The organism is Halohasta litchfieldiae (assembly GCF_002788215.1).
Classification (GTDB): Archaea; Halobacteriota; Halobacteria; order Halobacteriales; family Haloferacaceae; genus Halohasta; species Halohasta litchfieldiae.
In genome coordinates this window covers 225,727-239,404 of record NZ_CP024845.1, presented here as the reverse complement: position 1 = coordinate 239,404, position 13,678 = coordinate 225,727, and the positions used below count along the sequence as shown (strand labels likewise).

The 13,678-nt window shown below is 62.0% G+C and carries 11 protein-coding genes and 1 pseudogene; 5 read left to right on the top strand and 7 right to left on the bottom strand.

Going from position 1 to position 13,678, the window contains the following annotated elements; genetic code table 11:
* Positions 1–172 precede the first annotated feature (172 nt).
* The 3 genes and pseudogenes from HALTADL_RS01210 to HALTADL_RS01200 form a co-directional block, all read right to left on the bottom strand.
* Positions 173–1,228 (bottom strand): tyrosine-type recombinase/integrase, encoded by a 1,056-nt coding sequence (locus HALTADL_RS01210; protein ID WP_089673243.1) that lies wholly within the window; start codon positions 1,226–1,228, stop codon positions 173–175.
* Positions 1,225–1,620 (bottom strand): DUF5805 domain-containing protein, encoded by a 396-nt coding sequence (locus HALTADL_RS01205; protein WP_089673244.1) that lies wholly within the window; start codon positions 1,618–1,620, stop codon positions 1,225–1,227. The genes HALTADL_RS01210 and HALTADL_RS01205 overlap by 4 nt, the downstream gene beginning before the upstream one ends.
* Before the next feature lie 364 nt (positions 1,621–1,984).
* A pseudogene (locus HALTADL_RS01200) lies at positions 1,985–2,794 on the bottom strand (BtpA/SgcQ family protein).
* Positions 2,795–3,210: 416 nt separating this feature from the next.
* Here HALTADL_RS01200 and HALTADL_RS01195 point away from each other — a divergent pair.
* On the top strand, positions 3,211–4,419 hold the full coding sequence (locus HALTADL_RS01195; RefSeq protein WP_089673245.1) for an MFS transporter: 1,209 nt from the start codon (positions 3,211–3,213) through the stop codon (positions 4,417–4,419).
* A 27-nt stretch (positions 4,420–4,446) separates the two neighbouring features.
* On the opposite strand, the gene HALTADL_RS01190 is transcribed toward HALTADL_RS01195, so the two are convergent.
* Positions 4,447–5,655 (bottom strand): MFS transporter, encoded by a 1,209-nt coding sequence (locus HALTADL_RS01190; RefSeq protein ID WP_089673246.1) that lies wholly within the window; start codon positions 5,653–5,655, stop codon positions 4,447–4,449.
* Positions 5,656–5,899: 244 nt separating this feature from the next.
* Between HALTADL_RS01190 and HALTADL_RS01185 the strand changes: the two genes are divergently transcribed.
* The 4 genes from HALTADL_RS01185 to HALTADL_RS01170 all read left to right on the top strand — a co-directional run bounded on the left by HALTADL_RS01185 (position 5,900) and on the right by HALTADL_RS01170 (position 10,450).
* Positions 5,900–6,334: a universal stress protein gene (locus tag HALTADL_RS01185; RefSeq protein WP_089673247.1), complete on the top strand. Its 435-nt coding sequence runs from the start codon at positions 5,900–5,902 to the stop codon at positions 6,332–6,334.
* 168 nt (positions 6,335–6,502) lie between these two features.
* Positions 6,503–7,564 (top strand): TAXI family TRAP transporter solute-binding subunit, encoded by a 1,062-nt coding sequence (locus HALTADL_RS01180; RefSeq protein WP_089673266.1) that lies wholly within the window; start codon positions 6,503–6,505, stop codon positions 7,562–7,564.
* A 129-nt stretch (positions 7,565–7,693) separates the two neighbouring features.
* A complete protein-coding gene (locus HALTADL_RS01175) occupies positions 7,694–9,808 on the top strand; it encodes a TRAP transporter permease (protein WP_089673248.1) in 2,115 nt (704 codons plus the stop codon).
* 42 nt (positions 9,809–9,850) lie between these two features.
* Entirely contained in the window at positions 9,851–10,450 is a 600-nt protein-coding gene (locus HALTADL_RS01170) for a DJ-1/PfpI family protein (protein WP_089673249.1), read from the top strand.
* A gap of 18 nt (positions 10,451–10,468) precedes the next feature.
* On the opposite strand, the gene HALTADL_RS01165 is transcribed toward HALTADL_RS01170, so the two are convergent.
* From HALTADL_RS01165 to HALTADL_RS01155, 3 genes are all read right to left on the bottom strand, one after another.
* On the bottom strand, positions 10,469–11,809 hold the full coding sequence (locus tag HALTADL_RS01165; protein WP_089673250.1) for a TIGR00341 family protein: 1,341 nt from the start codon (positions 11,807–11,809) through the stop codon (positions 10,469–10,471).
* 144 nt (positions 11,810–11,953) lie between these two features.
* Entirely contained in the window at positions 11,954–12,724 is a 771-nt protein-coding gene (locus HALTADL_RS01160; protein ID WP_089673251.1) for a competence/damage-inducible protein A, read from the bottom strand.
* A 52-nt stretch (positions 12,725–12,776) separates the two neighbouring features.
* On the bottom strand, positions 12,777–13,655 hold the full coding sequence (locus tag HALTADL_RS01155) for a hypothetical protein (RefSeq protein ID WP_089673252.1): 879 nt from the start codon (positions 13,653–13,655) through the stop codon (positions 12,777–12,779).
* Positions 13,656–13,678 lie beyond the last annotated feature (23 nt).

Below are 13,678 nucleotides of genomic sequence, written 5' to 3'. Positions count from 1 at the left end.
TGAGCGTCGAGGCTGTCGACCGTAAATGGGCCATCTGCCAGTGGAATAATTCCCCGCTCTTAGATCCACTATGAGACCTATATTAGTATAGCAGTATATGATTTATGAGTCGTAGATGAAACAGCAATTGCTGTTTTTGAATTTATATACAATACCTAATCTTCTGGCAATATTATTGTCGACCGGTTAGCGTGTAGATGTTGGCCTCGTACGTTTCGCGGACCTGATCGCCCCAGTTGTGGGTGTAAGTGTCGATGATGTCGTCGGCCACGTCGCCACGGAGGTATTTGACGATGCCGCGGTCGCCGGTTCGCTCACGGAGGTGAGTTGTGAAAAAGTGCCGGAAGTAGTGGGGCGTGACGTTTTCGGAGGCGTCACCGCCCGTGCGATACCAGCCCATCTCGCGGGCATGGTCGGAGACCACGTTTCGGACTGCTCGCGGCGTGAGTCGGTCCCCCCAGTCGCCCACGGTGTAGACGAACAACGGTTCAGCAGTCGACTGGCTATCGGGCCGTACCGCAAGCCAGCGTTTGAGTTCGGTTTTAAGCTCGTCATCGATAGGTATCACCGTTGGTCGTTTACGTTTGTTCGAGGCGGTTCGCTCCTCGCCGTTGACTACTGTACCGCGCGAGGGGTCGCTGTCGACGTAGAGCGAATCCGGACGGGTATCGAGCTGTGGCCGGGGATCTGTCTCGAAGGCGGCCGCAACTGCTGAATCGTCGAGGGCGATATCACGGAGATCGAGGTTGCAGAGTTCGCCAACACGCATTCCTGTTTTAAGTAGGGTAACGATGAGCGCACGGTCGAGTGGGTGGTGGATTCCGGAGACAAATGACCGCATTCGGTCGACGCCGATCTCACGGCGTGCGGGGTCTTTCTCGATGGTTTCGTCCATCTCCTCGACGACCAGCGTCATCGGGTTCGCCTCGAAGACGCCGACTTGGGTCATGTAGGCGTAAAACCGGTGGAGATAGGCGGCGTAGCTGGCAATCGTGCTGTCGGCGACTGTTCCGCGAAGGCTATGGACCCATGCCATACAGTCTCGGTGTGTTGCTTCGGCGGGGGTTGCTGTCGAGCCAGCGGTGCGGTCGGCTAGAAACGACTCGAACCGCCGGAGGACTCTGCCGTAGGCCTCCCGAGTCCGCTCGGTTTTCCCATGGAACGTGAGATCTTCGAGGAAGTACGCAATCGGATCGTCCGGATCGTCGTTGGTAGCAGTCGAACTCATTGGTCGACCACCCGATACCCGCCGTCGCGGCCACTGTACCGAATCCGGTTTGTATCCTGTAACGAGTCGAGCGTCTCCTCCAGTCGATCCTCAAAATCGTTCGAAAGTGAGTCGACTAACTCGTCCCACGACAACGAATCGGCCGAATCGAGCGCATCGAGGACCCGTGTTTCGAGGCCGCTACCCCTGGGGTCAGAGGGGTCAGAAGACCCCTCCATATCTGGGCTCTCAGTGTCGATCTCGAACCCCTTTCGCCCGGCTTGTACCATAGTTCTGACATACTCGGCCTGACTCATCCCGAGCTCTTCGGCGTGGGCTTTCCACTCCTGTTTTTGATACGCTGGGACGTACGTCATGACAGTCGACCGTTCAGTATCCGACTCCTCGGCCATACAGAGGAGTTCGCACACACTCACTTCAATCTGACTGTACGACAGTCGATAAGGGATCTTATCCGCTGTTCTACAACCACTTAGTACCGGTGTGAACAAGAATATCGTCTGAGCTGCAATCACAAAATCCGCTATTTGTTATTACTACAGACGATATTACGTTAGCACAGTTATTCGGAATCGTGATTTCGAATTAATAGATATTGGTATCGTGATTGACTCGGCTCCGTTCAACTCACGCCAACAACCGTGTCGAATCGGAACGGGTAGTCGGCAACGCTCGATTGATGTGAGAAATGAGGTCGACTTCCGAACACCTCTAACGGCAAAAAAGTCTGAATTCTGATACTGGTTGCGGAGTGGGCTACGTACGGACTGCCTCGACGGCAGTCATCAACGCCTCGACCCGGTCGACATCGATCGGATTCGTGGTTTGGCCACCGTCTTTCAGTGCAGTGCCGACGATCGCGCCGTCAGCTACGGCCAGCAGTTGGTCGACCGAGTCGGCGGTGAGGCCGCTGCCGACGAAAAGCGGCGTCGACAGACCCCGGTCGGACCGAGCCGCGGCGATCCGTTCGAGGGTGTCTGTGTCGACCGCCGCACCGGTCCCAGCGCCGCTGACGATCACGCCGTCGGCCAGCCCTCGCTCGACGAGATCGGCGAACTGGTTGCCGACCGAGCGCTCGGCAGCGAGCGGCGTGTTTGACGTCGACATCGGCCAGAATCTTCGTGTCGACACCGAGCTGCTCGCGGAGTCGCAGGGTTTCGTGGGCCTGGCCCTCGATGACGCCCTGATCAGAAACTACCGCACCGGTGTGGACGTTGACCCGAACGTAGTCGGCGTCGATGACTGCGGCGACCGAGAGCGCCGCCTCGGCGTCGTTCCGCAGGACGTTGATGCCGACGGGGCAGTCGACAGCCTCGCTAACCGCAGTCCCAACGCGTGTCATCGCGGCGACGGTGTGTTTCGGCACGCCGTCGGGGTAGAACGGGGCGTCACCGTAGTTTTCGATCATGAGGCCGTCGACGCCGCCTGTGGCTAGTCTATCAGCATCCCTGCGGCCTCACAGACGATTGCAAGCCCATCTGTGGCTCCTGGAGCCCCGGGAAGCGGGTCGAGATGCACCATCCCGACGATCGGCCTGTTGGTTCCGAACCACGCGCGGAGTGTCATAGTTCGCGGTTCGGCTGCCGACTACCTACATCCGACGGTCGACCAACAGAGGGCCAACAGCTACAGCGACCACCTCCCGCTTCCAAAGGTCGGCCTCGCGTCTTGGAGTGCCAAAAATCGCTCCCAGGTAGTCGGCCCGGGGCTCCGTCTTCGGTTCGATCAATCGACTGCGACGATATCGCGTCCGTCACACGATATGTGTGCTACTGCAACGTCGTCATCGGTGCGATGTGTCGAACGCGAAGAGTCAGCGACCCGTTTGTGGAGTCTGTTACCTATCGTGTCGACGTTCGATCCAGTGATTGCCGATGTGTAGCCGACACATAAATTATATGCTGCTATACGAAGTTCGAAGGTGTCGATTGACTCGACGGAATGCTGAGTATTTTATACTGGCTTCAACAAAGGGCGAGCCAATGAACGTCCGTCGGATTCTGTCACTCGTGTTCCTGTGGCAACTCGCGGCGAGTATCTGTTACTACACCGTCTTCGCTGCAACACCCTTTTTCCGGGACGAGTTCGGGCTCTCGGGAGCACAGGTCGGATTGGTTCTGACAGCGCTGTCGCTCGGCTACGCTGCGTTTCTGCTCCCGCTGGGTGCGATGACAGACCGGTTCGGCGAGCGGCGGATGCTCACGATCGGCCTGATCGGGCTCTCGATTGGCTCGGTGCTCGTCGCCGGTGCGTGGTCGTACCCGACGTTACTCATCGGGACCTTCCTCCTTGGATCGCTGTACGGAACGGCGATGCCGGGAACGAACAAGGCCATCTTCGACAACGTACCCGTGGGTCGACAGAACCTCGCGGTCGGCATCAAACAGGTCGGCGTGACTGCCGGCAGCGGCGCGAGCGCGCTGCTGGTGACCGGGATCGCAGGGATACTGTTCTGGGAGGCTGGGTTCTACGTTGCCGCGGCGGTCGGAATCGTCGTCGCGGCCGCCTTCTGGATCGCCTACCGGGGCCAACCGGTCGACGACGAGGCCGAGTATCCCGAGTATCGTGCCCTCCTGGACAACACCCCCTACCTGTCGCTGACGGTGGTCGGGGTCTGTCTCGGCGCGGGACTGTTCACAACGACCGGCTACACGATTATCTACATCAATGAGTCGGTGGGAGCGACAGTCTCCTTCGGCGGATTGGTGCTCGCTGCGATCCAGGTCTCGGGCAGCGCCGGCCGTGTCGTCACCGGCTGGCTGAGTGATGTACTGCCGGGCGAGCCCCGGCGACGAATCGGGACGATTCTCCTTGTTCAGGCCGCCGCCAGCGCCGTGCTGTTCGTCGCTGTCGGTCTCGTCGACAGTCGGCTGCTCGCGGCTGCGCTGTTCGTTGGAGTCGGCTTTTTCGCACTGGGTTTTACCGGCATCTACTTTTCCTGTATGGCAACGCTGGTCCCGGCCGAGGAGATGGGGAGCGCGACCGGAGGCGGACAGCTCGCCCTCGTCACCGGCGCGCTCGTCGCCCCGCCGACGTTCGGCTATCTGTCGGACGTGATGGGGTATCGGGCCAGCTGGTTCATGCTCGCCGGGCTCTCGCTGTTTGCAACCCTGTTTATCGTCCGGGTGATCCGCCAGGAGCCGCCAACTCAGTCTCAGGCGGCGGTCGGTTCCACGGATTCCCAAGAGTAACTCGGATGTAAGGGGTTGGGCAAGGCGCTACTGTCGCCGGAGCAGCGTAATCCCCAGCGAGACACCGATCACAGAAAAGCTCGCAAGGACGAGGAACATGACCGAAACGGAGCTGTAGGTGAGCACTGTGCCGGTGATCGCCGCGCCGAGGGCACCGATCCCGAAGATGGCGAGGTAGGTGTAGCCGAACGACAGCCCGCGGGACTCCGGCAGGGAGTATTTGGCGATCGTCGCCTGCGACAGTGGCTGGATCGCAAACAGAGCGACGCCGAGGACGAAACTCCCGACCAACAGCCCCGCAAGCCCGGTTTCGACCAGGGGAACGAACACGATGGCGATAGTCGTGAGCACACCGAGCATGATCGTCAGCCCACGGTCCGGTTCGATGCGGTCGGTGAGCCGACCGCCCAGATACTGACCACCGATGCCGACGGTCAGCAGTCCGGCATACAAATACCGCGAGAGGTCGAACTCGGCGGCCACCGGGCTGTCGGGATCGAAGAGGCCGAGCTGGAGGTCACCGACAGCCGCTGTCAGGAAGTCACCGAGGAGCTCCGGCAGGAAGGTTAGCACCCCTCGGTAGTAGAGCCCGTTGAACGAGACGATACAGAACACCAACAGAAAGCCGATCGTAAACAGCCGCCGTGTCTCGCTGCCGAACGCTGCGAGGCTCGCCGGAGAGCGTTGATTCTGATCGCCGTCATCGACGCCGACGGCGGCGGTCGGATCGAACGAGACCGTGAGTCCGATGACGGCCGTGATCGCGGCCGGAACAGCGAGGATTGCCGCCACGAGCCGCCACTCGAAGGTGAGCAAGAGCAGCGCCGTCACAAGCGGGCCGCCAGCGATGCCAGCGTTGCCAGCCATCCCGTGGTAGGCGAAGGCCTGCCCACGATCCTGGACCCCGTTGCTGATGAGTGTCAGTCCGGCCGGGTGGTAGACGCTGGCGGCAAGTCCCCACAGCGCGAGGGCGACCGTGATGCCGACGACCCCCGGTGCGAGGCTCAGGACGATGAAGGACGCAGACATCCCGACCAGACAGGCGACGATGAGCCGACGGGACCCGAACCGATCGACCAACAGCCCGCCAGGCAGGGCACCGACGCCGAACAACCCGTAGCCGATCGCCGCCGCCGTCCCCAGGACAGCCGATGTCGTCGAAAACTCCACCAGCCACACCGTCATCAAAATCGGCACCGACAGCTCGTAAATGTGGACCATCGAGTGGCTAACCATTACAAATCCGACAATTGATCGGTCGTTGGTGTCCACGAGATTTGATAGTTACACTGGGTGGCTAATAATTATTGATCCGGTCGTGACCGCCAACCGACGCAGTTCGCCGGTAGCGGCCGAGAGCCGCGAGCGGCCCCTCGCAGATAGCGAACCGATTCCCGATTCATACATTCATCCTGTTGTCAATTTTTCACGATGCCAATGTCTCGAAACATATATTATATATCGTGATGAATCCTGAGCTATGTATCACGTGCTGCTACCGGTCGACGGCGATGAAGATCGACTCGCCAAACAGCTCGAGACGCTGACGACGCTGCCGGGAGACGACGAGATCACCGTGACCGTGCTTTATGTTCACGAGGAGGTCGACACGATGCCCGACGAGGCGGGCAAATCCATCATCGACTCGGTCAACAAGGCCATCGGGGAGCTCCAGGGTGTTCCAGAGACCGTCGAACAGGCCGTCGACGAAATCGAAGCCGCCGGCATGCCGGTCGACGTCGTCGAGACACAGGGGAAACCGACCGACCGCATCATCGAGGCCGCCGAGGAGCTCGATGTCGAGGCCATCCTCATCGCCGGTCGGCGACGAACGCCGGTCGGCAAGGCTGTGTTCGGGAGCGTCACGCAAGGCGTCATTCTGCAGGGCGAGCGGCCGGTCTTCGTCGCCGGATAACACCACACTGATAGCCGACAAGAGCAGTATATGGTGATAAATAGTGTTACTTATTTTAAACTTTCGCATACCACAAACCTGTATTATGGGCTAATCATTCAAATTATCTATCTTTTTTAACTACAACCGTTAGATTTATACTGACTTTCGAAAATGGGTATAACGTTCATGACAGAACATAACCTCGGCCGTCGGGACATGCTCAAAGGTGCTGCAACACTCGGTGTGATCACGACCGCGGGCTGTACCGGTGGTGGCGATGGCGAGGGTGACAGCGAGAGTTACCAGATCTCCATCGGCGGAACGTCCTCGGGGAGTTCGACACAGCAAGCCGGGCAGGCGCTTGCTCGTGCGGCAAGCCAGCACAGCGATATCCTCGATATCTCGGTGCAGGTCACCGACGGCTGGACGGCGAACCTCTACGAGTTCGACGGCGACAACATCTCCAGCATGGGTGTCGACAACAACTCGCTGTCGAAGGCGATGAACGAGGAGGGGCCGTTCGCCGAGGAGCCCGTCGACTCGCTGCCGATGCAAGGGTTCGTGTTCACGAACCTCGAGATGCACTGGGTTGCGATGGAGGACTCGGGCATCGAGTCGACCGCCGACCTCCAGGACGGCGGCTACACGATCTACCCGATCCAGCCCGGCTTCGGGACGCGACTCCTCACCGAGGAGATCATCAAAGAGGCAGGGCTGTGGGAGAACAACGAGATCAACAACTCCAACACCAGCGACATTCCGGGCGCTGTCGAGGAGGGCCGGGTCGACGCGCTCTGTGTGTACGGGGCCAACGGCGCGGAGCTCTCGAGTTGGGTCCAGGAGGTCGACGTCCGCAGTGGTGGCAACCTCAACCTCATGGAGGTCGACCAGAACTTCGAGGACGCCATCGACGCGACGCCGGGCGCACTCAAGAAGACGCTCGAACCCTACGGCTGGGAGCAGGACGTCACCGGCATCACCGATTCGACCACCTCGTGGGTGCTGGCCGGTCAGTGGGCCTTCGGTCCGGACGTGCCCGCCGAAGCAACCGAGGAAGTCGCTCGCCTCTCGGCCGAACACGGCGATACGATCCGTGATGCCGACCCGACGGCCCTCGACCACTCGGGCGTCGACTCGATGACCGAGGCGGTTATCCCCGATCTGGAGGTCCACCCCGGTGTCGCCGACTACTGGGAGGCCAACGACGCCTGGAACGACGAGTGGACACGCGGCGAGACCAACGAGTAGCGCGTCTCACCCCGTCGGTCCCCTCACGGAGTACACACGACCAACCATATTTCAACCACATAGCATGCAAAGAGACAATTATCGGTCGAACGGGCAGCGTGGCGTGATAGGAACACGGATCGACCAATTATGAGTGATACAACCGACGAGTCGACTGAGACCGACACCGAGGTCGGGTTCGATACCGAACAGCCAGGGGATGCAGAGACGTTCTCGCTGCGGAACCTGCTGATCCTGTGTTCGCTCCCGTTCTGGGCGGTCATTATTTGGTACGCATGGGACCAGACGTGGGCACGGGCCTACTACGGGGTGATTTTCCTCGGTGGGGTCCTCGAACTGTACGTCCTCTCGGAGCTCATGGATATGGCGGGCGGCGGCCGCGGACACATCATCGAGGATTTGAAGACGGCCTACGGACCCGGGAATCGACTCCATGCCGGGCTACTGACGTTTTCGGCGCTCGATGTGTTGGTGACGATCACCTACATCGCGACGAACTTCCAGGAGCTGTACGTCTCCGGACTCGGCCGGGCGGCTACCAACGAGTACATCATGGCGATCGTGTTCACGTTCGTCATCATTTATCTCACGTGGCGTTCCTTCGGACTCACGTTCCTGTCGGTGATCTTCCTCGGCATTCTGTACGGGCGCTACGGGGCGTTCGCACCGGGAGCGCTCTCACACGGCGGGCTCACGTGGGAGCGGATCCTGCGGACGCTCGTCATCAGCGTCGACGGCTTCTTCGGCTTCCTGACCCAGCTCGTCGCCGCGTGGATCGCGTTGTTCCTGCTGTATGCGGGCTTCCTGAAGTCCTACGGCGCGTTCGACCTCATCATGCGGCTGGCGTTCCGGTCGGCCCGGTACATCGATTCGGGGATTGCCCAAACCGCGGTTCTCGCGAGCGCAGTCATCGGCTCGGTCAACGGGAGCCAGACCGCAAACGCCGGGATGACCGGTTCGTTCACGATCCCGCTGATGAAGCGCAACGGGATGAAACCCGAAACCGCCGGAGCCATCGAGGCTGTCGCCTCGACTTCCGGCCAAGTGCTGCCGCCGGTCATGGGTGCGGCAGCCTTCATTATGGCGTCGCTCATTACGGGCGTCACCTACGCCGACGTGATCGTCGCGGGGCTGATCCCGGCGGCGATCCTCGTGGTGACGATCGCCATCGCGGTCCACTACGTCTCGGTGCCGCAGCTCGACGACGTCGACCCTGAGATCCTGATCCAGGATGCGATGCCACGCAGCGAGTTCCTCACCGAACTCGTCAAATACGGCCTCCCGCTTGCCATCCTCATCTACCTACTGGGCATCGTGCAGGTCACCGTGATGACCGCCGCGCTCTACACCGCGGTCTCGATGGTCGCCACCGGGACGATCATCCCGATGCTGCAGTCGCTGACTGGTGTTAGCGACGAGACGGCTGGCGAATCCGCCACGCGGAGCGTCTGGGAGACGCTCAACGGGATGCGTGAGGGCGTCGTCGTCCTCGCGCCAGTGACGATCATCCTCGCGGCGATCAACGGCGTCGTCGACATCCTCACTGCGACCGGCGTGCCGACCAAGATCTCGCTGACGCTGATGGATCTCTCGGGCGGCATCCTGCTGGTGGCGGCGATCTTAGCAATGATCATCTGTATCGTCCTCGGACTCGGTATGCCGACGACCGCCTCGTATACGATCGTCGCGTTGCTGATCGCGCCGACGCTGACAAACCAGTTCCTGCTGCCGCAGTTCGCGAGCCACTTCTTCGTGTTCTACGCGGCGATCCTCGCGGGGCTGACGCCGCCGATCGCGACCTGTGTGGCGGTGGCCTGCGGGATCGCGGGGGCGGACTTCTGGAAGAGTTGCCTGGAGGCGATCAAGATCTCCGCGCCGCTGTTCATTCTGCCGTTCACGTTCATCTACCATCCGGAGATCGTCTCGGCGGAGTTCGGCACCCAGACGTTGATCTCGGGGTCGCTGGCGATGATCGGCGCGATCGCGGTGATCCACGGCATCAACTACCGCTTCGGCTTCGGCAAGGCGGTCTCGCTCGGTGCCGGTGTCGCCTTCTTCGTGCTCGGAATCGTGACAATGGTCCACCCCTCGCGGGTCGTTCAGTTCGGGTCGTTCGCGGCCATCATCGCGATGTACGTCCTCCAGACGATCACCGGCAAACCGAACCCGGTTGCAAACATCCGAAACCTCGTTGGTTCGTCCGGTGGGTCGACAACCCCCTCGGTCGAGCCTGACACCGAGTAACACCGGCGGAACCCTTTTTTTGACACCCAGCCGAGCACAGCCATGCATATCGCAATCGTCGTCTTCGAGGGCGTCGACGAACTCGACGCCATCGCTCCCTTCGAGGTCTTCGAGAACGCCCGAAATGCGGGCGCGGAGCTCGAAGTTACGCTCTGTACACTCGACGACGCAACGGAGATCACCGCGAGCCACGGGCTCCGGATCGGCATCAACCACCGACTCGACGACCTCGATCCCCATCTCCTGGTCGTGCCAGGTGGCCAATGGGGGGCCCGCGGCGAGACCGGCGCGTGGGCTGAAGCCGAACGGGGCGACCTGCCTGAGGCAATCGCCCGACTTCACGACGAGGGCGTCGACCTCGCAGCGGTCTGTACCGGCGGGATGCTGCTGGCGCGGGCCGGAGTGACTGACGGTCGACCAGCAACGACACACGCGAGCGCACGCGACGAACTACGAGACTCACGGGCCGATCTCGTCGACGGGCGGGTGGTCGACGACGGCGATCTCGTGACCGCTGGGGGTGTCACCGCTGGGCTGGACCTCGCATTCCATCTCGTCGCCCGCGAGTTCGGCGACGAAGTGGCCGCGACTGTGGCGACACAGATGGAGTACGACCCACAGGACGCTGTCGTCATGCGGTAGCGAGTCGCCAGCACCGGGTTAGGACCCAACCGACTCGGTCTCAACGATCCCGCGGTCGGCAGGCTGTTGGCCGCGCTCTTCGGACACTACGTACTCGACCTCGACGAGGAGTGGCTCGCCGATCCGGTCGGCGAGGGCCTGATAAATATCGTCCGCGAGTGGCTGGTTCGGCCCTGGTTGCCGGCCAGTGACGGTGACGACGATCCGATCGACCGACCGGACCGGATAGTCGTCGTCTAGGACGACTTCGATCTCATCGCTTTCGATCCCGTCGTACTCGGGATTGTCGAGGACCGCCTCGACGCCCTCCTCCGCGCTGGCTTCCATCTGTGTCGTCTGGAAATCCAGCAGCGTGATACTGCCCAGTGGGGCCGCAAGCACCAGGAGGCCGACACCGAAGATCGCCGCGTAGGTCAGCGTCGGCCGCCGGGTGGGCGAGACCTCGAACAGCCCCTGCGGGCGGTAGCCCGCGACCCACAGCGTCGCCAGTGCGGCGACGTTGATCGACAGCAGATTGACGATGACCAGCGTGAACGCTCCCAGTGTCGCGCCGTCCATCCCCCACGCGGCGGTGATTCCGACGGCGGCCGACGGCGGAATGAGCGCGGCGGCGATCATCACGCCGACGATGGCTTCCGAAAAGCCGCGCGTGAGACTCAGAATACCGGCGATTCCCGCTCCCAGCGCGACCAAGATCGAAAGCAGATTCGGCGAGACGCGTTCTTCGAGTTCGGCGACGACGACGATATCGACGCCGCCCGGTTCGAACCCCGCCAGTCGAGCGAGCAACCCGAGGCTGACGGAGGCCGCGATCACGACTGCAACACCGATCACTTGGTAGCGGAACCCCTCCCGGCGGAGGTCGTCGTCGCCGGTGACGATCCCGATGCTGGCGGCGAGCGCCGGGCCGAGCAGCGGCGCGATCACCATCGAGCCGACGACGACGGCGGGCGAATCACCCAGCAGCCCCGCGGTGGCGACGACCGCACTGATCAGCAGCATCACAATATAAATGGGAAACGCGGGGGTGAACTCGTCGGCCTTCGTTCGGAGCACCTGCCGAGAAGTGCGTTCACCTTTGGCCCCACCTCCGCTGTAGCGGTCGCGGACAGCGTCGAACTCCTCGGAGATCACGGTTTCGGCGTTGATAACAACCACGCGGGCGTCTTCGATATCGACCTGCGCGAGTTTGTCCAGGATCGGTTCGACCGCCCGATTCGGCAGTGGGAACCGGACGACGTCGCTGTACTTCTCGCCGCTGGTTTCGTCGCTCATCACGTAGTCGACGCCCGCCTCGTCGAGCACGCCGAGGACGGCCCGTCGGCGACCCTCTGGGATCGTGATTTCGAGATAGCGCATTGGCAGGTCGTCGGCGACCAGATGGGTAGTTCTAGTTCGAATCGAGTGAGTGGTCGACGGGACGAACTGTAGCGGCCGTCTGTAGATCGAGCAAGGGACCCGTGTGACGATCCGGTTATAAAAGACGCACCAGTCGTGGCGTCGTCACTGGTCCGTGCTCGCGGGCTCGTCGGTGTTCCAGTCGCGGGAGACTGGTGTATCGCTCGCGTTGATGTTCGACAGCAGCCAGTCGACGGCCCCAGTCAACACCGCCTCGTCGGTCGCCGTGAGCTTCAGCCGGTTGTGGTCAGCCTCCCGGTCGGGATAGCAGCCGACGGTCACCGCGAAGCGATCCATCGCCTCCTCAAGGGCCCACACGATATTGGCCTCCGGTTCGACCGTATACAGGAACTCCGAGCGACGATCCCCGGCGAACTCCTCGGCAACCGACTCGAACATCGCTTTCAGTTCCTCCGGAATGCCGGGCAGCACGTAGACGTTGGCGACGACACAGCCCGGCGCGAGCCCGGCCTCGTTTATAAGTGGTCGGCTCTCGGCCGGAATCGCGGCCTCGGCCTCGCGGTCGACATCGATCTCGCGGTCCGGAATGCGCTGTTCGATCTCGGCGAGTCGCCGGTCTACAGCCTCGCGGGTCAGCTCCGAGGCAGCCAGCTCGCGGCCGAAGGCGTCGGCGACCGCCTCCATCGTCACGTCGTCGGGCGTCCCACCGATGCCACCGGTGACGATCACGCGGTCGAAGGCCTCGCTGTACTCCGTGACGTGGGAAGTGATCGTCTCACGGCTGTCGGGCAACGTGAGCACCCGGGGTACCGTCGCGCCGCGGTCGGCGAGCCGCGCGGCGAGCCAGTTGGCGTTCGTGTTCACCGTGTCGCCCGACAGCAGCTCGTCGCCGACGGTGATCAGGGCAACCTCCATTGGCGAGTGAAAGACCGGCCGAAAAATAGCTGTTGTGACTCGAAGCCCAGGCTTACAGCGGCTCCGGCTCGTCGGCCTGTCGAGCCGCTGTGTCGACCGAGGACAGCGCCGTCGCGGCGTGGGCTGCCAGGATCTCGAAGAGGTCGACGTTCTCGGTGTCGGGCTCGGCGAGGTCGTAGTAGACGGCGAACAGGACGACAGTGTCCGCACCGTAGGAGATCGGCACCGCCAGCGTCGACCCGGGCTCGCCGTTTCTGATCCCGTCGAACCCCTCGCCGTCGGTGAGCGTCTGGAGCTTCTCGCGGTCGCTGGCCTCGCGGGCGGCCCGGCCGAGCGCGCCGTCGGTGTCGACATCCGGGAGCGTGGTGTCGACGACCCGCCACGAGTCGCCGTCGCCATGGACAAACACAGCCCCGTCGCTATCCAGGACGAATTCGAGAACTTCGATACAGAGCGCGCTGACCGATTCGACGTTCGAGGACTCGTTGAGCACCTTGCCGTACTTGTTGAGCCCCTTCAGTTTCTCGGCCGACCGCTCGACGGTGGCCAGCGTTTGTCGACTCTGGGCGTCGTAGAGGCCGATCAGGAGTCCGGCAAGCCCACCAGCAGTCCCTGCGTCGGCGGCCCCGAACAGCAGCGTCAGGCCCGCCTGCTGACTGATGCCGGTGATGAGCGTAAAAACGGCAACGAAGGCGACCGCACTCCCGACGCTCCAGGAGATAATGAGCGTCGCGTACTCGCCGTAGGCGTCGTCGCGGACGATGGTGACGCCAGTGAAGACGATCGCTGCCGACACCAATATAAACGGGACCGTGTTGAACAGGAGGGTCGTCGCGGCTGCCGGGAACTGAAGATACTGCAACACCTGAAGCACTCCGAGGAGGACGCCGGAGACGACGAGGCCACCGCCGATAGCTGCTCGATACTGCATTTAAAATCACCAATGTCAGATAG